Consider the following 21893-nt stretch of genomic DNA (forward strand, 5'->3'; position numbering starts at 1 on the left):
GCCTGAAAAATCAACCCATATCTATTACATTCCAATGTTGTCAGAAGGTGACTTACATCGTATGAGTCTGATCGGATGAATGTTCCTCATCCTCTTCTTCTGTTGCCTCTGTTTTTTTTACATCGGATGGTTTGCTGTCTTCTTGCTTTGTCGTTGTTTGTTTTACCACTGGTCTTTCAAATTGGCTTTCCGTCATTCCTTGAATAGTGCGAACAGCCGTATTAAATTCAACTCCAAAGCGTCCTTCTCCTGAACTAAACCAATCCGATGGCGTAACCACTGAAACACCCCAAAAGCTTAAACCAGGAAGCGAAAAACCTTTATCTTTCTTGATAGCGTTTTGATTGTCTTGGGCAAGATCTTGCAATACTTGCAACGCTCTTTTTCTTTGTTCTTCCAGATTGTGGGTTGGATTAATTCGCTCACTTAACGCTTGCAGTCTTACTGCCAATTGCCCTTCTTTTTTGGTTCTGATTTCGTAATCGATCCCTGTTCTGGGACTAAAAATTTCATCACCCAGATAGATGGCAGCATGGTAATAGACAATATTTTCAGGCGTTTCTGTATAAGCCCTATTTAACAGATCAAAATCAAATTTCTTTAGTTTGCCAAGAAAATCGTTGGAATGATTTTTCAAATTATTGAGACAAGTGACAGACTCTCCTTTATCTCTCGGCTCACCATAGGATTCTCTTATGGATTGAATTTGTATTCGGGCAGTATCTATCAATGTATTGATTGACAGCAAATCCGCTTCGTCATTGCCTGTATCTTTAAAGAGAACGATACTTTCTTCCAGTTTATCAATGACATTCTTTTGATCGATTGATAATTTTGTATTATACCCAAGGGTTTCTGACTTCCATTTCAAATTGGCAGATAACTCGCTCAATTTTTCCTTTATTAATTTCTTTAAAACCTTTAGAAATATATTCATTGCTCTACTCCTTTAACTGCAACTTATTTATCATATAACTCTTTACATCATTCATAACATTGGGGCAGACTGTTTAAATCAGCACCGATTATGATATTTAACTTAGGAAAACACAAATCTCATGAATTTACAAATTATTATTTTAGCTGCAGGGCAAGGTAAAAGAATGTATTCGGACACGCCCAAAGTTCTTCACCACCTAGCCGGCAAACCGATGCTAACCCACGTCGTGGAAACCGCTCGGCAACTAAGCCCCGATGCAATTCATGTCATTTATGGTCATGGTGGTGAACAAATTAAAAATTCACTCCCCGACTTACCTGTTCATTGGGTGCATCAGGCAGAGCAACTAGGAACTGGCCATGCCGTTTTGCAAGCCATACCCTATATCCCTGACGATGCATACGTTCTGGTTTTATCTGCTGATGTTCCCCTGATTCAAGTAGAAACTCTTCAATCATTAATTGAATGCAGCCAACGTCAAAATCCAGATCATCCTGTTTTAGCACTCCTGGTTGCAGAACTAGAAAATCCAAGCGGTCTTGGGCGTATTATCAGAAACAACCAAGGTGAAATTTATAGCATTGTAGAAGAAAAGGATGCAAGTGAGCAAGTAAAGAATATAAAAGAAATTTATTCTGGAGTTTGTTGCACTTTGGCAAGTAACCTGAAGAAATGGTTGCCTCAACTAAGCAACGACAACGCACAGGGTGAATATTATTTAACTGAAATTATCTCATTGGCTGTACAAAGTAAAATGCCCATTACGTCATTAACAGCTAAAAATAATTTTGAAATCCAGGGCATCAATAATCGCCAACAATTACAGCAACTGGAGCGCATCTGGCAACAAAGAATGGCTAATCAACTCATGGAAAAAGGCGTCACTCTGGCTGATGCCAATCGCTTTGATTTGAGAGGTGAGTTATATTGCGGCAAAGACGTCTACATCGACATTAATTGCATTTTTACTGGTAAGGTGGTTTTAGGCAATGGCTGCAAAATTGGCCCAAACTGCAGTCTGACAAATGTCACATTAGGCGATGGATGTGAAATTTATGCCAATAGCGTATTGGAAGGCTGTCATATAGCAAATGACTGCCACATTGGCCCCTTTGCCCGCTTGCGCTCAGGAACGCAATTGGCTTCCCATTGTAAAATTGGCAATTTTGTCGAAACTAAAAAAGCGATTTTTGATGAAGGCACGAAGGCCAGTCACCTCAGTTATTTAGGGGATGTTTTACTAGGGAAAAATGTAAACGTTGGCGCTGGAACCATTACTTGTAATTACGATGGGGTTAATAAACATCAGACCATTATCGAAGATGGTGTTTTTATTGGGTCAGATACTCAATTAGTTGCTCCAGTTACTGTGGGCGCTAATGCAACAATAGGAGCAGGGAGTACCATACGCAGGAATGTGCCACCTGATGAGTTAACATTAACCGAATCACGACAAAAAACCATCTATGGCTGGAAAAGGCCGGTAAAAAAGGAGAGAGGTTAAATAAAAGAGGACAGAAATGCCTTACGCTGTCATCATTCTTCTGATTGTTCTTATTGCGATTGCTTTGCGCCAGGTTGTCAGGGTTGTCATTCCAATTTGGGCAATTATGGCAACAGGAGCTATTGCTGTTTTGCTTTGTCAACAGATAACTCCATCACGCGCTTTTACTGCCATTGAACCGGATGTCATGCTTTATTTGTTTGGCGTTTTTTTTATTTCGCAAGCCGCAGAGGAAAGCGGCTACCTCGCCTTTCTTACCGATCAAATTTTTTATTATGCGACTAATGGAAAACAAACGTTAATGCTGATTGTTTCCATTCTCGGTTTAAGCTCCGCGTTGTTAATGAATGACACCATTGCCATTATAGGTACACCTATCATTTTACAACTGTGTCAGTCACACAAAAATTTAATTAAACCCCTGCTGTTGGCATTGGCATTTTCCATTACCATTGGAAGTACCATGAGTCCTATAGGCAATCCACAGAATTTATTAATTGCTATTAAAGGAGAGATGGCTTCGCCATTTTTTGAATTTTTCAAATATCTGGCTATGCCTACCTTGTTAAATCTGGGTATAGTTTATTTTTTTATTCATTTTTTATACAGAAATGAATTAAGAGTACCCATTAAAAAACCAGTCCTCCCACTGATAAATGACCGTCGCAACCTTACTTTGGTTAAAATGAGTTTGATCATGATGTTAGTTCTAACCATGATCAAGATATTGACAGATTTCCTGCATTATTCAGAGTTTCAAGTGAATTTTAGTTACATCGCGCTCTTGTCGGCTGTACCAATCTGGTTTAGCAAGCATCGATGGAATTATATAAAAAAACTGGATTGGGGAACTTTAGTTTTTTTTGCAAGTACCTTTATTTTAATGCAAAGCGTATGGGATAGCGGCTTTTTCCAAACCAGAATGAGTAATTTTCATATTGATGTCAGCCACATCATAGTGATTTTTATAATGAGTATTATCCTGAGTCAATTTATATCTAATGTCCCATTAGTAACAATATACTTGCCTTTATTGATGAGTCATACTCATTCCAGTATAAACCTGCTGAGCCTGGCTGCGGGAAGTACTATTGCCGGTAATCTCTCGATCCTGGGGGCAGCAAGTAACATTATTATTATTCAAAACAGTGAAAAACGTGGTATTAGAGGTTTTGGATTTCTGGAATTTATAATTGTAGGAGCTCCTCTCACCTTATTTAATCTATTAGTGTATATCTCATTCCTGCAAAAAGCATAAGAGAATGAGCGATGAGGTATTCATAATCTGTACAATTAAATCTATTATTTAATTTCTCTCTGCTTGCACAACTAATGAATAATTTTTTTCTAAAATCTTGCACATCCATAAAATAACAGGGAGAGAAATTAATGCCGTCAATAGTTTGTATTGCCAAACACTCACCGCTAAATTAATAATTTGTTCATAAGGATAAATGCCGCCATAAAGCAAACTGTAATCAACCAGACATAATAACGAGTTGACTGATATATTAGCGATTAATATTCGCAAGGAGCGGTTAATTTTCCATTTTGAATACTTTAAATAGTGCAACAACATTGCATTACCAAGAAAAGTGACAAACAAAGACAACGATGCCGCAGATAACCTGCGTGGCATAATGTAATGATAAAAAGGATTCAAATTAAAAAAAGGAGGAGAAGGCAAAGCAACGCTCCCCATCAATAAAATGTCAAAAATAAATTGTGCTGCAAGAAGAGCCAAGGCTAATTTCAAATTGGCCTGATAACCCCACAATTCGCCAACTATAGAACTAATAATGATAGTAATTGGAAAAAAAATACAGCTGGCAGATAAAACCAAGTCTTTATTGATTGCTATGATTCGATACTCACAAGCCAAACAAACCAATATCACGGTCACAGCGAAGCAAATCAAATATTGATAGATTGGAAAAAGCGTTACTTCTGTGGCTTCAATTAATGCTTTGCCCTTATATTGTTTGTCGTTCAATAAAAATGTTAAATAAACTACGCCAATAATTAGGAGTAAAAGAGACGCGATCATGAATGAATCGATAAAAATTTGTTTGAAACTATGAGCATGTGGAGCAGAAAATAATAGATAAAAGTCCAGGCAAAAAAAACTCACTCCTCCCAATAAAGCTAATAATACACATTGCTTTGGCGTTGATAAAACCCTGTCAGCTTTAGTACAAAACAATAAATGAGGCAAATAGAAACTGAGTGCAAAAGCAATAGTTGTAGCAAAAAATTTCTTGGGAATTTCTTCAAAAATAACTTGATAGGCAGGATTATCATGCATGTATTCAGCAGCAGGTAAATTGACAAGCACATAAACCCCAATACAAAACATATATAAGGTCATCAAACAAATATTAAGTAAATGACGTTGTTCTTTGAAGGTACAATTTCTCAATGCGAATAAAAACAAGGCTGCGATAAGGGGGCAAATCAAACTGTTTATTGCAAATACCAGTCCCCCGAGTAGAATAATTTTGAAAGAAACGTTAATTAATAATATCAGACAAGTTATCATGCTCACTGCGATGAATAAAAACCCAGGTGACTGTTGGGGTGATAACGATTGATTCATACGACAAGAGCTTCCATAGTATATAACAACTCATTCTACCTTTTGATAGATACTGGCTATAGGGGGTTAATTCTTTACGATTTACTTGGGAGTATTAACAACATCCCTATACGCTTCAAATAATAATTGCCCTTTATTAAGCTAATCAGGTCGCAAATATAGCATTATAGTCCTTTGCATAGCAAGATAAACAAAAGTAGTCAACTGTCGACTTAAACGATGACTAAATGATAAGTTAATAAAAAAATACATAGGCTGAGATAATTTCATGAATACTCATAAAACAAAAGCTTCAGCAAAAGCGGGACTATTACCGGGAACTGCCGTATATATAGGTGAACACCCACCGCAACCGACTCAAATTACTATACATATTTATGACAAAAAACATTATAAACGATTAGATTCCTTCGATACCCAACAAGTGAAAGAGGCTTATGAAGCTGGACATAATATTTGGATTGATATTTCAGGTCTTGCAGACGTCGAAAAAATTACTAAAATTTGCTCACAATACAACATACACCCCTTGGTTATTGAGGATTTGCTTAATACCAAACAGAGACCCAAACTGGATATTGTAGATGATTATATTTTTGTTGTTTTTAAATTATTACAATCCCCTCCCAATCATTTATCCTATAATACAGAACAGTTCTGTTTAATCATCAAACAAAAGCTCTTACTCACATTCAGAGAGTCGGGAAAATATAATTTATCCTCTATTTATCAACGTCTCAATGGAGAGCATTCATTAACACGGGAATACGGAAGTGATTATTTGACCTATCTGATCATGGACTATATTGTTGATGATTATTTCAACTTTGTTGAAACCTCAGCCCAACTGCTTGAAACGTTGGAAGATCAATTAATTAATAAACCTGAAACAATTAAGTTACAAACGTTATACACCATCAAAAGAAGAACCATTACCCTTAGAAAAATCATTCCTCCGTTGAGAGATATTGTCCATTTGTTACTTACAGATGATGGGGGGCTAATCAATAAAAAATATAATCTTTACTTCAGGGACTTATATGATCATTGCATTCGCCTGGTAGAATCGATCGACTTGCATAGAGAAATGTCGGCAAGTATGCTGGATATATACCTGTCTACTATAAATAACCGGATGAATGAATCCATGAAAATTTTGACCTTGTTTGCCAGTATTTTTATTCCGTTAAGTTTTATTGCAGGGGTTTATGGAATGAATTTTAAATTTATGCCTGAGCTGGATTGGCAATACGGTTACCCTATGATTCTGGTTACCATGATACTTCTGGCGATACTCATGCTGTATTTTTTTAAACGAAAAAAATTATTTTAAGCTGCAACAAGCGCCTCGTTTACACTCAGCATAATATCATCGATAAAAATGGGTAATCGACTTTACCAGGCAACAACTCCATGTTGCCCTTGTGTCAAAGCAACCCGGAAAATCTTATTTGGTCATGCTAAGTTCTGTTATCGCAACCTTTTCCTGATCTGGATTAACCCGACGTCTTCTGGTTGAAAATAAACTATCCGGGTTAATAGTCACCACAACTCCAGGCTGAGGCTGAGATCGAACAGGAACCAGGCTCTTGGCTGGCACCACTTCCTTCGTATCTTTTTCCGTAATGAGTTGATGGGGAGAAACTATAGGACCCTTTTCAACAGATATTGGAGTAGGCTCAAGAGGTGTCACCCCATTCAAAGCCAGATTGGAGCCTGTAATTAATTTGGGTTCACCTTTGATATTGTGTCTCTCAAACCACAACTTGAACGCTGTAGCCAGATTCCAGAAATCTTCTTCTTTGCTTAACATTAAAACAAAGCGTGTTACTTTTTTGGGGATCCCAAATTTGAGATTGATGGCAGCCGCAACAGTTTTTGGTGCCCATGCCAAAGTAGCCATGGTTTTGGTTTTTCCAACTCCCTCTACAAATTCAACAGCAGAAATAGCTCCTGAACGTATCGTAGGCCAGTACATAAATACAATTGGATCATTGATTAAGCCATTTGCACCCCGAAATACAGGGGGTAAAACCAAAACATACGCTTTATCTATGGCTTTCCTAAAAAATCCTGGAGTTGTTTTCTTTTCCTTCTCCAAATCCATGTTTAATACCATAGTGCCAAATTTTAAGGCGGGAGATAAAGGAATTAATGGTTCAGCATCTTTATCAGGTTTGAAATCAATGGGTATTCTCTTGATTAAACCGGAAAATATGACATCCGCCACAAAGCGATTGACACGTTCATAAACATTAAACGGATCGAAAGACGATGCTTTGTCTTTCAAACTTGACTTGGGTAACTCCATATGTGCTGCAACATTAATATGCAGCAGTAGCAATAAATGACGCAGGGCTCTGTAATATAAAAATGGAGGCATGCCTACAGTAGACTCCAATGCCTTATCCATTAACATGCTTGTCGCTTCAAACGTTAATCCAAAACCTAAAACAGACTCTGGTTTCATTGCCAGATATTTATGGCGCTCGCATAATTCTGGTGTGGTTAAACGAATAATATAGCGACCATTGAAATACACTCTTAATACTTGCGAGAGAGGCTCACCTACATAAGGAATTAAACTCACCCCGTAAGTCAGTGCATCATTACCCATTAAAACAAGAGGCTCTCTTCCCCAACCTTTAATTTTACGTTTATAGTTGCAATCCAATTCATCACAGATTGAAGGAGGAAGTGATTTTTTATTTGAATTAAATGAGGAAGGGCCTAATGAGTCAAGAACCGCAACATGGGCTACGGTTTGGACTCCTTGCCGCCAGGTGTATGCTCTGACAAAATAGCTCGCTAGAGTTAATCCCGATAAAAAAATAGAATAAGGGGCATACCAAGAAGCGTCCTCATCGTAGCCCTCTCTGAAATAATTTTGTGCCGTATTGTTTGCAAAATTCAAAGCTACTAACGGCAAAACATCGTTAACAAGAATATAACCCATGCCATAGGCAATTTTCTTTGCCTGAGGATTATTGACCAGGGTGGGCACAGCATCGCGCAACGCTATTGCCTGTTCTAAAACTTGAAAAGTTGTATTTGCGGTATAGCTAAATAAGCCAGTCGTCATTTTTGATAATGAGGCGTTGTTCCAAACCCATTTTGAACCTTCCCACAGACTTGACCCAATAGTTTTGACTCCATTTACCACCGATGAAAACCACTTCATAATGCTCTCCTGCAACAGCGGAATTTCATTTTATGAGTAAAAATTGGGAAATACCAGAGGGAAAGAGCACTTTTCTTGAACTTTATTGAAATTTTTTATAAGAGCTGATGGTCAATTGAACTTTTGTGCTTTAATTTTACAAAAATTAATCCCAACTCAGATGATTTGTTAGCATGAATTTAAAATACATCAGTCAGTCATTTTTGTGAGGAATAGATTACTTATTATTGTTTGACTTTCCTTCATGCTGGCTTTGTTAAAGTAAATTCTTGTCTGTGTATTCGCAAAGATCCTCAATGATGCACGTCTTGCAATGTGGTTTACGTGCTGTACAGACATAACGGCCATGTAATATTAACCAGTGATGAGCATCATGTAAAAACTCATGGGGCACTTTTTTTAATAACTCCTGCTCAACAGCCAGGGGTGTATTACCCTTCGCAATGCCAATCCGGTTAGCTACTCTGAAAATATGGGTGTCGACAGCTATAGTTGGCTGACCAAATGCTGTATTCAAAACCACATTTGCAGTTTTTCGGCCAACACCAGGCAATGCTTCCAGTGCCTCTCTCTGATTAGGAACTTGTCCCTCATGTTGTTCAATAAGTATTTCACAGGTTTTCATGATATTTCGTGCTTTGCTATTATATAGACCTATGGATTTAATATAATCTTTTAATCTATCTAATCCCAAATCCAGTAGGGCTTGTGGAGTGTTAGCTACTGGGAATAGTTTGGCTGTCGCTTTGTTCACACTGACATCCGTTGCCTGGGCTGAAAGCATGACGGCAATTAATAATTCAAAAGGGGTACTATATTGCAACTCAGTTGTAGGATGAGGGTTTTGCTCTTGAAAACGTTTGAAAATTTCTTTTGATTTTTGTTTATTCATATAGTTTTTTTGCTTTCACCCTAGCCAAAGCCTCAAGAATATAATTTTTTTTTGCTTCTACGTCTTGAGTATGATCTTGCGGGTGGGCTGAAAGTTTCTTTCTTTCCCTGTATATTTGCTGTTTTTCATGCTCATCCCGCAACTGGCGCATTTGTTTGGCATTATAACGCTGGCGGGCCAAATCCTTATCATATCCAGCCGCAGGCAAACTAACCATCTCAATGCAGTCAACAGGACAAGGATCCACACACAAGCCGCATCCAGTGCACTCATGAGTAATAATGGCATGCATTAATTTACTACTACCAATAATTGCATCAACAGGACAGGCCTTGATGCATTTAGTACAACCAATGCATTCATCCTCTTTGATAGCAGCAACTGAAGGAGGCCGAGTATTATCTATTGCTTCTTTCAAATATGGAGATGCATCAACATGCAGTAATTTTCCCAAAGCATTTACAGTTTCAACACCACCAGGAGGGCATTTATTAATAGGGGCAGCTCCTTGGGCAAGCGCTTCAGCATAAGGCAAACAACCTGCATATCCGCATTCCCCACACTGGGTTTGCGGCAATAGGGCATCAATTTCTTTAACAGAGGCCATTACTTCACCTTCATGCCAGGAAGTGCTCCAGCATCAGGCTGTAATAAATAAATTCCCTGTCCATCCCCTGCCGCCAATACCATGCCTTCAGAAACTCCGAAACGCATAGTGCGGGGCTCCAAATTAGCAACCATTACAGTCAAACGCCCAATCAACTCTTCAGCATCATAAGCCTTTTTTATGCCGGCAAAAACCTGCTTTTGAGCATCACCCAAATCTAAAATCAAGCGCATTAGTTTATCAGCTCCTTCCACAGGCTCTGCATTGATAATTTTTGCAATCCGTAGATCGACTTTGGCAAAGTCCTCGATACTGATTAAGTTGGTGTCCTCAACTGGCGTGTTTTCTTTTTTGGGGGTAGTCGCCAGAGATTCCTTACTTTGCAACAACATCGCTTCAATTTTTTCTTTTTCTACCCTGACCATCAAAGGCTGAAAAGTATTGATACGGTGGTTTAGCAAAGGCTTATCGATAGAACCCCAGTGTAAAGGCTCAGAATTTAAAAATTCTTCTGAAGCTTTGGCCATCATTGGCAAGACTGGTTTTAAATAGGTTATTAAAATGCGGAATAAATTGATTCCCATTGTGCATATGGCATGAACTTCATTTAGTTTACTTTCATCTTTAGCCAATACCCAAGGTTTATTGGCATCGATGTATTGATTGACTTTATCAGCACAATCCATGATTTGTCTTATTGCTCGCGCATAGTCTCTTGAAACAAATGCGTCAATCACGGACTCTCTTGCGCTCAGCAAGTCGCTGTATAATTTTGGATCATTCAACTCTGAGCTCAACCGATTATCAAAGCGCTTATTAATAAATCCCGCGCATCGGCTTGCAATATTCACTACCTTCCCAACCAGATCCGCATTCACCCTATTGACAAAATCGTCAAAATTCAAATCCAAATCGTCTACTCGACCATTCAATTTGGCAGAGAAATAATAACGCAGATATTCAGGATGCAAGTGAGCCAGATAAGCGCGTGCTTCTATAAAAGTACCGCGCGATTTGGACATTTTCTGCCCCTCAACCGTTAAAAACCCATGGGTATACACGGCAGTAGGTGTTCTGAAACCGCTAGCAGCTAACATAGCTGGCCAGAACAAAGCATGAAAATACACAATATCCTTGCCTACAAAATGATATAATTCTGTTTTTGAAGCCTTATCCCAAAACTCATCAAAAGAAACGCCACGCTCATCGCAATATTTTTTAAAGCTTGCCATATAGCCTATGGGAGCATCTAACCAAACGTAAAAATATTTATCTGGGACACCCGGAATGGGGAATCCGAAATAGGGGGCATCGCGAGAAATATCCCATTGCTTTAAACCCGCCTCAAACCATTCGCTGAGTTTATTCGTTACTTCGGTTTGTAAATGCCCCTTTCTTGTCCAATCCTTAAGTAACTCTTCGTAACGCGGCAAATCAAAAAAATAATGCTCTGATTCCTTTTCTACAGGGCTGGCTCCCGATATAACAGAAACAGGGTTAATCAAATCCGTCGGCGAATAAGTGGCGCCACAAACCTCGCAATTATCGCCATACTGATCGACAGCAGCACATTTGGGGCAAGTTCCCTTCACATACCTGTCCGGCAAAAACATTTGCTTTACGGGATCATAAAACTGGCGAATTGTTTTCTTGACTATATCACCGCCTGCCTGCAAACGTTCAAATATGGTAGTCGCCAATGCCTGATTTTCAGGTGAATGAGTAGTGTGGTAATAATCATAATCAATGGCGAAGGCTTTAAAATCCTTTTCATGACTTAACTTAATTTCAGCGGTTAAAGCTTCCGGAGTAATTCCCAGCTGCTCTGCTTTCAGCATAATGGGTGTTCCATGAGCGTCATCCCCACAAACGCTAATACATTGAATACCCAACATTTTGTGAGTACGGACCCAAATATCCGTTTGAATATGCTCAACCAAATGTCCCAGATGCAAATGCCCATTAGCATAAGGCAGGGCACTGGTCACTAACATTTTTCGTTCACTAGTCATAGTTATAGAATACTCATCACCTATAATAAAGCGACTAATTATAACGCAAAGACAATGGAAATGCTGCAATAGAAAACAGGTTTTTATTGGTAGTTATTTATGAAGTGTTAACTTTTACCGAGATGATCCGATAATTTAAGTACTACTTATTCTCTTATAATTTGTTAATATCAACAGGACTACGAGAAACCACAAGGTCAAGGTAAAAAATGTTTTTAATAAAGAGATTGGGGGGTCGTAAGTCCTGATCAAATTAAATTTTCAACGAGTGAATACACATGGCCAACAATCCAAGACTTATCATAGGCATCAGTGGCTCATCAGGCATAATCTATGGGATTAGACTATTACAAGTCTTGCAAAAGCTACCCATAGAAACACATTTAGTCATTAGCAAAGCAGGGCAATTGACCCGTGCTTATGAAACAAATATTAGTGCCGCAGAACTCAAAGCTTTAGCAGATGTCTATCATCCCTGCACTGATCTCACCGCATCCATTGCCAGCGGCTCATTTAAAACTTTGGGTATGATCATTGCGCCCTGTTCAATGAAAACCTTAGGTGAAATTGCGCATGGTATCAGTAGCAACCTGTTGACCCGAGCCGCTGATGTCGTTCTTAAAGAACGCAGAAAATTGGTGCTCTTGCCGAGGGAAACACCTTTGCATCTTGTTCATCTGAACAATATGGTGTGTATTACACAAATGGGAGGCATTATCTGCCCTCCAGTGCCCGCTTTTTATAATCATCCGCAAAACATAGACGACTTAATCAATGATACCGTTGGGAGAGTACTTGATTTGTTTGATTTGGACTGTGGATTGGTGAAACGCTGGGGAGAAACATAAAAAAACGCGGCCTTAGCCGCGTTTTTTAATTACCACTTGCTTGTAATATTTTTATATTACTTGGAGCCAGTGAGAGATATAGTAGAAGTTGGGTTCTCAACCACTTCAGAAGTAACATCCTTAGGTTGTGCAAATACTTTAGAGGTATGAACAGGCTCTTCATCTTCAGAACTTGAGCTGGAAAGGTTTGGTGCTTGCTCAGAACCTTTGCTCAAACCACTGAATTGGTTTTTACGTACTTCATCAAATGTCTCATCGTTAACGGGCTTAAACTCTGGGTTTTCAGAAGACTTTTTGCTACGCAAGTTAGAGATGCACTCTCTTAATGCGTTGAAAGCATTAACAACGGTAGCGCCAAGATAAACACCAGTAGTGGTTAAAGCAGCAGCAACACCAGCTGTAGCAGCAACTTGGGCAGCGTAGCCAGCACCAACTACAGAGGCGATTGATACTCCAAAAACAGAGAAGTTAACTACAGCAGCCAAAGCAGCAGGCCAGAAAGCGACTGTTAAAGCAGCAGCGCCAGCAACAACTAAAGAAGACCAAAATGCAACTGAAATTGCTTTTTGATGATTAGAAATGAAATTGGCAACACTTGTTCCCAAATACTTAACAGCGTCTAGAGTCAAACCAATCAAACCACGGTTTCTTACATAGTTGCCATCTTCATCTTGAATGAAGTTACCGCGTTTGTCTTTTGCATAAGAACCTAAAAATAGGTTAGTTAAACCAGAAAAAACGGCTGCTGGCAAATAAAATACGCCAGTTGCAAATTGTTTCAATGTCATTTTTTTTACTCCAAGGTTATAAATCGGAGCAGATTGTAGCAACCCATTTCCTAAATGTGAATTAATTGTGTGCAATATGTTGTTACAAAAGTGTAAAGTAAGTTCATTTTATTGTCTTCATCCCAATAAAATTCATGCTGCGATTACAATAAAATTCACAAAGTTTTAGACTCTAAGTTCTCTCATTTCATAAACCCCATCAAGAGCATGAGGGTTTGAATCTGTTGAAAAACTCAATGGGTTTGGTCTGTCTTCAGTAGAATCAGAAGATGTATAATCATTAAATTCTTCATCCACCTCGGCTTCAAAGGATTCGCCAGGTTCTCCCTCCAAATGATCCATTAAATAACGGTAGGTATCCCCTTCACTGATCTCGACTTGATGATCCTGCTTATGACCAAAGTATGAATAAACATGTTTAGCAATGCTAATGGATTGCTTCCATGCCATCAGACCTCCTAAAATTGCTCCAAAAGCAGCGCCAGTAACAATACAGCCAAGGGTTAGTACAGCGAGAGGAAGATGCAATGACGTTAAAAATGCCAATGGAGCCATTCCAAAAATACTTATACTGGCAAATGCCGCCAAAACGGGGGGGAAGAGCAAAGCCAGGAGTGTCACACCCAGGCCAATAACCGCCGACCCAATCAAGAGCATTGTCAAATAGCTCTTGTTATTTTTATACCACTCTTTGATTTTATCCCACATAAAAAAACTCCAAAGCAAAATTCCCGGGATTATATCATTAATTTAACTGTATGGGTTAAATATGAACATATTTTTGATATCGAGTAGGATCGTCTACTCCAGCACTCTTAAAACCCCGCTTTCTAAATGTGCAGCTATCACACTGTCCACAAGCTTCCCCTGCTTCATTCGCTTGATAGCAGGAAACGGTTAATCCGTAATCAACACCAAGCTCGATACCTAATTGAATAGTCTGAACTTTACTGAGGTATTGCAGAGGAGCATTGATAGTAAAGCGATCGCCTTCAATCCCTGCTTTCGTTGCCAAATTTGCCAGAGATTGAAACGATGCAATAAACTCCGGGCGACAATCAGGATAATGAGAATAATCAACAGAACTGGCACCAATAAAGATATCTCTGGCATCAATCGATTCGGCATATCCCAAAGCCATAGCCAAAAAAATAGTATTGCGAGCAGGAACATAGGTGACTGGTATTTCAGGGCTTTCCTTGAATTCAGGTACTTCAATAGATGAATCCGTCAAAGCGGATCCAGCAAATAAAGCAGTATCCAGGGTGACTATTTTATGTTCAGCCACATCCATATGTTTCGCTATTCGAGTTGCAGCACACAGTTCTGCGGAGTGCCTCTGGCCGTATGAAAAACTTAATGCATAACAAGCAAACCCCTGAGATTTAGCCAACGCAAGACAAGTCGTTGAATCCAAACCGCCAGAAAGCAAGACGACAGCTTTTTTCATAATGCAAAACCTCAAAAAATTGGAACAATTGCTTGCTCTTAAAAATTCCTGTTAAAATGCAGGCCAATTATGCCACAATATGGAATGTGATGACGACACCTCTTTATCCAATAATTCTGGCCGGGGGCTCTGGCACTCGACTATGGCCTTTATCAAGACAAAATTTTCCTAAACAATTTTTAAAATTAAATGGCGAATTGTCTTTAATTCAGCAAACCATGAAAAGAGCAATAAGATTGACTGGCCATCAAACCATTATCGTAAGTAATGATGCTCATTACTTTATCTGTCAGGATCAATTGCAAGATTTTAACATACAAACCACTTACCTGCTTGAACCTTGTGCAAGAAATACAGCCCCGGCGATAGCTTGTGCTGCTCATTATTTAGCAAATACAGTAGGAAAGGATGCAGTCATGCTAGTCTTACCCTCGGATCACTGGATAGCCGATGATAAAACATGGCTGGCAGCCATGTTAGAAGGAGGGCAATTTGCTTCAGAAAACAATGCGATAGTGACATTTGGGATAAAGCCTGATAGCCCCAAAACCGGGTATGGCTACATTGAGGCCGGCAATACTTTATTCAATGATATAAAAAAGGTTTTGAGTTTTAGAGAAAAACCAGACGCACACACTGCTGCACAATTTGTCAGCAAAGGGAATTATTTCTGGAATAGCGGCATGTTCATTTGTCGTGCAGGAGTTTATCTTGAAGAGTTAGAACAATTTGAAGCCGAAATCTACCAATTCAGTCAACAAGCACTGACCCTTGCCCAACATCATCATGATTTTTTGCGTCTTGATCTGGATTGTTTTTCTCAATGTAAAGAAGAGTCTATTGACTATGCCATCATGGAAAAAACAGATAAGGCCGTTGTAATACCCATTTCCATACAATGGAGTGATCTGGGCTGCTGGACTGCTGTTGCTGATGCGAACAAACAAGACGAGCAAGGCAATACTCTCATTGGAAATGTCATCGCTCAAGACAGTCACAATTGTCTCATTAATAGTGAAGAGTTGTTAGTCACAACCGTTGGAATTCAGGATCAAATTATCGTTGCAACCAGTGACGCCGTATTAGTTGCCGATAAACGCTATTCGCAACAAGTGAAAGATTTGGTTCACTCCTTACGTAAAGATCATCCTCATTTAACTCAAGATCACCAACGCGTTCCCAGACCATGGGGATATTATGAAATACTGGCTGAAGGCACCTCATTTAAAGTAAAACGCCTTATGGTTAAACCTGGTGCAAAACTCTCTTTACAAACGCATCAGCATCGGGCTGAACATTGGGTTATTGTTGGGGGTGAAGCAGAGGTAGTTAATGGAAACAATACATTCCGATTATCAAAAAACCAATCCACCTATATTCCGAAAAACGCATTGCATCGATTAAGTAATCCTCATAGTGAACCACTTTATGTTATCGAGGTACAAAGTGGCTCCTATCTGGGAGAAGACGATATCAAACGCTTTGATGATATTTATTTAAGAAAGGAAGTTGAACTGGCAGAGTGAATTTTATCCAAATAGCCTTCTTGATTTAGCTCACTGTCATTAGTCCTCTTGTATAAGCATATAAGCTGCAATACACCTCATCCTTATTCCTGCAAATTTTAGTATCAATACTGTAAAGCTAACCGCATTCATCTTGTACCAAAAACAAATACTATGTTATAAAAAAGAACAAATTTACTTTTTATAGTATCATTTATATAGGTAATTAACAAAAATTAAAAAAGAGATGACTTTATGGCAACCAGTAGTTTAATTCTTCAATCTTACCTGAAAACCCTCAAAACAGATGAGAAGTCTGAACTACGCTATGAAGACAAAGTAGAAGAACTTCTTGAATACAATAGCAAAGCCAAAGGGGGAGATTTTCTAGCACCACTGAGTTTTTATCTGCCTATTATAGAAAATACTGATGAAGTCATGCTTCGTTATATGAGTGATGAAAACAAGAAAAAACTCATACGAAATTTGCAAGTTGCCTACTTACTTTTACTCACGCAAAAAAAATACGAAGAAGAACATCAGAAATATGAAAACATAAAAACCTATGCGCAGCACATTAAACGATGTGAAGAACTGATAGACTACCTCAATTATAATCAAGTCTGCAAAGAACAAAAAAGAGCACCCTCGCCAGAACATGGCTATGCCAGCGATGGCTATCCAGTAAAATACTTGAGCATTTTTCTGGGTAAAGAACTGGCAGAAATGATAGTCGATTCCATGGATCGCAAAACCAAAACCATCAAAGAATCGATGGGCTGGTTTAATGAAAAGCGTTTGTATTGGGTTTGGGCATCCAGCTTGCTTAAAGTGATACTCGCTGCATTACCGGATGATTTTTTCAATGTCGGTCAGGCAACCCAAGTAGTCAAAGCCCCTGATCCCTATACAGGTACCCTCAGTTGGGCTTTGTATTATTTTCGCTTTTCTCTCAATATGTTTTTACTACTCAAACACACGATTAGTGGCCCATGGATGAGCGAAAGGGAAAAAAAGACACCGTGGACAGAACGATTCCTTACCCAGTGGGATCAAAGAAAATTTACCTTGCTCAATGATTCTATCTGGGCAACAGGAAACTTGATTTGCTTTTTCTGGCTTACTGGCAAAGGAGCTCTTGGAACCTGGGGTGATGTATTGACTTTAGCCCTTTTAGTCTTTGACATTAGCCTGGCCATTTGGGATTACGAAGAGCAAAAAACGCGCCACAACAAAGAAATGTTAGCTTATGAGGAAGACATTAAAAAATTAAAGCAATTAATTAACAAGGCAGAAGAAGAACCCGGAAAAGAAGGCGAAAAACTTAGAAAAATAAAAGAATACGAATTGCAATTGCAAGGTTTAATGCGAGCACAAAAAGAATCTGAAAGAAATTGGGACCTGCAAAAAGTCAGTTTATACACCGGTATAGCTTACGCTGTCGGACTCATGCTCGCTTTTGCATTACTGGCCGCCCCTTTCTTCCCTGTCTCCGGACCAGCTTTACTGGCAATCACCATAACAGGCGCTGTTCTTTGCCTGGCTTTTACAGTGATTTACAATGGCGTGAAAGGCGGTATGGAAGTCTATAAGGCACATTGCTCCGCCAAGGAAGCGAAAAAGGGCTATGATGATAAGCTTGAGTTATTTAAACTCTTATTGGAAAAAAATCCAGCTCTGGATGATAATGAAAAAAAATTTCTCTTCCTTGAAATCAAAAAATTAAAGGCAGAAACTGAATACCAGAAGCAGATGGTTGTTTTTCAAACCATGCATTTGCTGCGCTCGGTGATTTTGGAATCGTTTATACCAGCCGTTGTTTTCGCCAGTTTCGTTTTTTTACCGTTAGGAATTGGATTTGCCGTCCTGGGTGCCACAATTGGTGTTGCCTTGGCGACCAACTCAATGATCAATGCTGCTTTCAAACCTGCGAAAGAGGAAGTCAAAGCCTTTGATGAAAAAGAATATGAGGCTTTTTGTAAAGACCCGGATAATTGGAATAAGCCCTCCAAAGCAAAACAAGGGTTCTTTCAGCCTAAAGAGAAAAAATCTCTTTTAGATACCGTCGCTGCAAAAACACAGGAAGAAGAAAAGGACAGGCTCGACCTGCTGGATGATGAGAGCAGTGTACCCCTGTTGTTAAGTAGTAAAAATAATCCCAGCGCATAATCTTCATTACATCTTGGGACAATTGCCAAAAAAGTGTATAATTGCACATTTTTTTATATGTTGGCTTGGATCGTTTTGCAGAAAATCCAAAAATCCAATTTAGAATTTTGGCATAACTAATGGTTAAACATGAATCTTGAACAATTATATGATGTCATAGTCGTTGGCGGAGGACATGCTGGCACAGAAGCAGCGCTTGCAGCAGCACGCCTGGGTGTAAAAACCTTGTTATTGACCCATAACATAGACTTGCTTGGACAAATGTCCTGTAATCCAGCCATAGGCGGTATTGGTAAAGGTCACCTGGTTAAGGAAATTGATGCCCTTGACGGCGCGATGGCTAAAGCCGCCGATCAGGCTGGTATCCAATTTCGAATTCTTAATGCCTCAAAAGGGCCTGCAGTTCGAGCCACACGCGCACAAGCTGATCGTGTTTTGTATAGAAAAGCCATTCGCACACAATTGCAATCACAGGCTAATTTAACCATATTTCAACAAGCCGTTGATGATTTGAAAATTGAAGGCGGACTGGTTACAGGTGTTGTAACCCAAATGGGGCTCACTCTCAAAGCACGCGCTGTTGTATTAACAGTAGGGACTTTTCTGGGTGGCAAGATTCATATCGGTATGAACCAATACGCAGGAGGCAGGGCCGGAGATCCCCCTTCCATTGCGTTATCTAAAAGTTTGCGCGATTTGGATTTACCGGTAGGGCGTTTGAAAACAGGAACTCCTCCTCGAATTGACAGACGAACCATTGATTTTAGCCAGATGGTAGAACAACCAGGTGATACCCCGGTTCCAGTGTTTTCCTACTTGGGAACGGCAAAAGACCATCCTCAACAAGTTCCATGCCACATTACACATACCACAGAAGCAACTCATGACATAATAAGAAATAATTTGGATAAATCGCCAATGTATGCGGGAGTCATTGAAGGAGTTGGCCCTCGTTATTGCCCCTCGATAGAAGACAAAATTGTTCGCTTTGCTGATAAAACATCTCACCAGATTTTTGTGGAACCGGAAGGTTTGACAACGGAAGAAATATACCCTAATGGAATTTCTACCAGCCTCCCCTTCGAGGTACAAGTGCAATTTGTGCGCACTATTAAGGGTTTTGAAAATGCCCACATCACCAGACCAGGTTACGCCATCGAGTATGATTACTTTGATCCACGTGGATTAACCTCATTTTTGCAAACCAAAGCCATTCCTAATTTGTTTTTTGCCGGGCAAATTAATGGCACAACCGGATATGAGGAAGCGGCAGCACAAGGAATTATTGCGGGCATGAATGCTGCCTTACAAATCAAAGATCAAGCGTTGTGGTGCCCACGCAGAGATGAGGCATACATAGGCGTACTTATCGATGATTTGATCACTTGCGGGACGCAAGAGCCCTATAGAATGTTTACTTCAAGAGCAGAGTATCGTTTGTTATTACGTGAAGATAATGCCGATTTAAGACTGACAGAAAAAGGCCGACAGCTTGGTGTGGTAGGTGATGAGCGCTGGGACAGCTTTTCCAAAAAGCGTGAAGCGATTGAATCTACTCAAGCTTTATTATACAACAGCTGGGTGAGAGTCCATCACAATGATCTGTTTAAAGAGACCCTGCTTAATCCAATGCAGCACGATTGCCGCGCCGCTGAATTTTTGAAGCGACCAGAGATTAACTACCAGCATCTTTTAATGATGGATGACTTGAATTTGCCCGAATTACCACAGGAAATAACAGAACAAATTGAAATTCAGAATAAATATGCCGGGTACATCGACAGGCAGCAACAAGAAATTGAGAAATTACGCAAGCATGAAAATACCCTGCTCCCAGAAACTTTGGATTATAATGACGTCGTTGGTTTATCGAGTGAAGTCATTCAAAAATTAAACCGGATTAAACCAACTTCTTTGGCTCAAGCCGGGCGGATTTCTGGCGTAACCCCTGCAGCCCTCTCTCTTTTACTTGTTCACCTGAAAAAGAGCCGGCTTCCAGTATGATAGATAATACGAAAACAAGATCATTGCTTGAAAAGGGTTTAGCCGAATTTAAACTCGATTCTATCGGTGATCTTTTGCTGGATTTTTTGCTCCTGCTCAATAAATGGAATAAGACATATAATCTCACCGCAATACGCGATATTGAAACCATGGTCAGCAAGCACCTGTTCGACAGCCTGGCTATTTTACCCTGGATAAAAGGAAACCATATTATCGATGTGGGTACTGGACCTGGTTTGCCCGGTATCCCTTTGGCTATTGCCAAACCTGACCTGCAATTTGTATTATTGGACAGTAATGGGAAAAAAATTAACTTTCTCAATGAAGTGAAACGTCAACTCAATATAAAAAACATTGAACCAATACAAATTCGAGTAGAGAACTACCACCCAAACCAAGGTTTTGATACAGTAATAAGCAGAGCATTTAGCAGTCTCGAACAAATGATACAATGGACTCAACATCTTGTCGTTCAGGATGGTTTGTGGTTAGCCATGAAAGGGCGGATTCCGGATACTGAATTGGTTCCGATTCATCAAACATACCGAGTTGAGAGATATTCTGTCCCGGGTATCGAAGGAGAGCGTTGCTGCGTGCTTATTAACAACACGAACAAGGAATAATTATGGCGAAAGTCATAGCCATTGCCAACCAAAAAGGTGGAGTAGGTAAAACAACCACGGCCATCAATTTATCTGCATCTCTTGCCGCATCCAAACAGCAAGTTTTGCTGATCGATTTAGATCCTCAGGGTAATGCAACGATGGGTAGTGGGGTAGATAAAAGGCAGTTGGTTCACACAACCAACGATGTCTTGTTACGTGATTGCCTGGCTGAGCAGGCATGCCTTGCTACAACTTGTGGATATGATTTAATTCCCGGTAATGAGGATTTGACTGTCGCAGAAGTCAGCCTGATGGAGCGCAATCATCGGGAAACTTTCTTATTCAAAGCATTACAACCTATCCAGTCCAACTATGATTTTATTTTAATTGACTGCCCCCCTGCTTTGAATACATTAACCATTAACGCCTTTGTCGCTGCTGACTCCGTTTTGATACCCATGCAGTGCGAATACTATGCTTTGGAAGGATTGGCTGCCTTGTTATCAACCATCGAGCAAGTGAAATCGACAGTCAATTCACGTTTGCATATCGAGGGCGTCCTTCGTACCATGTATGATGCACGCAACAGATTATGTGCCGAAGTATCCAAGCAGTTATTAGAGCATTTCCCTGCAAAGGTTTATAGGACTGTTGTACCACGCAATGTAAGACTGGCTGAAGCGCCAAGTCATGGAATGCCTGCTTTGCAATATGATAAATCCTCACCGGGCGCAGCAGCCTATATGGTTCTCGCTGCCGAAGTGATAAGTAAACAAACTGTAGCCAGTTAAT

18 protein-coding genes are annotated in these 21893 nt (G+C 39.7%); 9 read left to right on the top strand and 9 right to left on the bottom strand.

The window, feature by feature from the left end; genetic code table 11:
• Positions 1-52: 52 nt before the first annotated feature.
• A complete protein-coding gene (locus OQJ02_RS14350; protein ID WP_265719652.1) occupies positions 53-937 on the bottom strand; it encodes a lpg2874 family Dot/Icm T4SS effector in 885 nt (294 codons plus the stop codon).
• A 121-nt stretch (positions 938-1058) separates the two neighbouring features.
• Between OQJ02_RS14350 and glmU the strand changes: the two genes are divergently transcribed.
• Positions 1059-2444 carry a bifunctional UDP-N-acetylglucosamine diphosphorylase/glucosamine-1-phosphate N-acetyltransferase GlmU gene (gene glmU, locus OQJ02_RS14355; protein ID WP_265719653.1) on the top strand — a complete coding sequence of 462 codons (1386 nt, stop codon included), beginning with the start codon at positions 1059-1061 and terminating at the stop codon, positions 2442-2444.
• A gap of 16 nt (positions 2445-2460) precedes the next feature.
• A complete protein-coding gene (locus tag OQJ02_RS14360) occupies positions 2461-3702 on the top strand; it encodes an anion transporter (RefSeq protein ID WP_265719654.1) in 1242 nt (413 codons plus the stop codon).
• Between the two features lie 48 nt (positions 3703-3750).
• Here the strand turns inward: OQJ02_RS14360 and OQJ02_RS14365 are convergent, their stop codons facing one another.
• On the bottom strand, positions 3751-5040 hold the full coding sequence (locus OQJ02_RS14365) for a VUT family protein (protein ID WP_265719655.1): 1290 nt from the start codon (positions 5038-5040) through the stop codon (positions 3751-3753).
• A gap of 268 nt (positions 5041-5308) precedes the next feature.
• Between OQJ02_RS14365 and corA the strand changes: the two genes are divergently transcribed.
• The gene (gene corA, locus OQJ02_RS14370; protein ID WP_265719656.1) at positions 5309-6373 is read left to right on the top strand and encodes a magnesium/cobalt transporter CorA; all 1065 of its coding nucleotides are present in this window, start codon (positions 5309-5311) and stop codon (positions 6371-6373) included.
• A 114-nt stretch (positions 6374-6487) separates the two neighbouring features.
• On the opposite strand, the gene OQJ02_RS14375 is transcribed toward corA, so the two are convergent.
• From OQJ02_RS14375 to metG, 4 genes are all read right to left on the bottom strand, one after another.
• Positions 6488-8239 carry a lpg2879 family Dot/Icm T4SS effector gene (locus OQJ02_RS14375; RefSeq protein ID WP_265719847.1) on the bottom strand — a complete coding sequence of 584 codons (1752 nt, stop codon included), beginning with the start codon at positions 8237-8239 and terminating at the stop codon, positions 6488-6490.
• A gap of 238 nt (positions 8240-8477) precedes the next feature.
• On the bottom strand, positions 8478-9113 hold the full coding sequence (nth, locus tag OQJ02_RS14380; protein ID WP_265719657.1) for an endonuclease III: 636 nt from the start codon (positions 9111-9113) through the stop codon (positions 8478-8480).
• Positions 9106-9720 carry an RnfABCDGE type electron transport complex subunit B gene (locus tag OQJ02_RS14385; protein ID WP_265719658.1) on the bottom strand — a complete coding sequence of 205 codons (615 nt, stop codon included), beginning with the start codon at positions 9718-9720 and terminating at the stop codon, positions 9106-9108. Before OQJ02_RS14385 ends, nth begins: the two co-directional genes overlap by 8 nt.
• The gene (gene metG, locus OQJ02_RS14390; protein ID WP_265719659.1) at positions 9720-11732 is read right to left on the bottom strand and encodes a methionine--tRNA ligase; all 2013 of its coding nucleotides are present in this window, start codon (positions 11730-11732) and stop codon (positions 9720-9722) included. The genes OQJ02_RS14385 and metG overlap by 1 nt, the downstream gene beginning before the upstream one ends.
• A gap of 278 nt (positions 11733-12010) precedes the next feature.
• Here metG and OQJ02_RS14395 point away from each other — a divergent pair, with 278 nt between their 5' ends.
• Positions 12011-12580 carry a UbiX family flavin prenyltransferase gene (locus OQJ02_RS14395; protein WP_010948569.1) on the top strand — a complete coding sequence of 190 codons (570 nt, stop codon included), beginning with the start codon at positions 12011-12013 and terminating at the stop codon, positions 12578-12580.
• A 56-nt stretch (positions 12581-12636) separates the two neighbouring features.
• Here the strand turns inward: OQJ02_RS14395 and OQJ02_RS14400 are convergent, their stop codons facing one another.
• The 3 genes from OQJ02_RS14400 to queC all read right to left on the bottom strand — a co-directional run bounded on the left by OQJ02_RS14400 (position 12637) and on the right by queC (position 14818).
• Complete coding sequence (locus OQJ02_RS14400; protein WP_265719660.1) at positions 12637-13368, bottom strand: hypothetical protein; 732 nt, start codon at positions 13366-13368, stop codon at positions 12637-12639.
• Positions 13369-13533: 165 nt separating this feature from the next.
• Positions 13534-14076 (bottom strand): hypothetical protein, encoded by a 543-nt coding sequence (locus tag OQJ02_RS14405; RefSeq protein WP_265719661.1) that lies wholly within the window; start codon positions 14074-14076, stop codon positions 13534-13536.
• A gap of 55 nt (positions 14077-14131) precedes the next feature.
• Complete coding sequence (gene queC / locus OQJ02_RS14410) at positions 14132-14818, bottom strand: 7-cyano-7-deazaguanine synthase QueC (RefSeq protein ID WP_265719662.1); 687 nt, start codon at positions 14816-14818, stop codon at positions 14132-14134.
• 89 nt (positions 14819-14907) lie between these two features.
• Between queC and OQJ02_RS14415 the strand changes: the two genes are divergently transcribed.
• From OQJ02_RS14415 to OQJ02_RS14435, 5 genes are all read left to right on the top strand, one after another.
• Positions 14908-16344, top strand: a complete 1437-nt coding sequence (locus OQJ02_RS14415) for a mannose-1-phosphate guanylyltransferase/mannose-6-phosphate isomerase (protein ID WP_265719663.1) — start codon at positions 14908-14910, stop codon at positions 16342-16344.
• A 234-nt stretch (positions 16345-16578) separates the two neighbouring features.
• Positions 16579-18492 (top strand): lpg2888 family Dot/Icm T4SS effector, encoded by a 1914-nt coding sequence (locus OQJ02_RS14420; RefSeq protein WP_265719664.1) that lies wholly within the window; start codon positions 16579-16581, stop codon positions 18490-18492.
• Between the two features lie 129 nt (positions 18493-18621).
• Positions 18622-20496: a tRNA uridine-5-carboxymethylaminomethyl(34) synthesis enzyme MnmG gene (mnmG, locus tag OQJ02_RS14425; protein ID WP_265719665.1), complete on the top strand. Its 1875-nt coding sequence runs from the start codon at positions 18622-18624 to the stop codon at positions 20494-20496.
• A complete protein-coding gene (gene rsmG / locus OQJ02_RS14430; RefSeq protein WP_265719666.1) occupies positions 20493-21119 on the top strand; it encodes a 16S rRNA (guanine(527)-N(7))-methyltransferase RsmG in 627 nt (208 codons plus the stop codon). Before mnmG ends, rsmG begins: the two co-directional genes overlap by 4 nt.
• 2 nt (positions 21120-21121) lie before the next feature.
• A complete protein-coding gene (locus OQJ02_RS14435) occupies positions 21122-21892 on the top strand; it encodes a ParA family protein (protein ID WP_010948577.1) in 771 nt (256 codons plus the stop codon).
• Position 21893: the final 1 nt, after the last annotated feature.

It is taken from the genome of Legionella sp. PATHC032, assembly GCF_026191185.1.
In the GTDB taxonomy this organism is placed as follows: domain Bacteria; phylum Pseudomonadota; class Gammaproteobacteria; order Legionellales; family Legionellaceae; genus Legionella.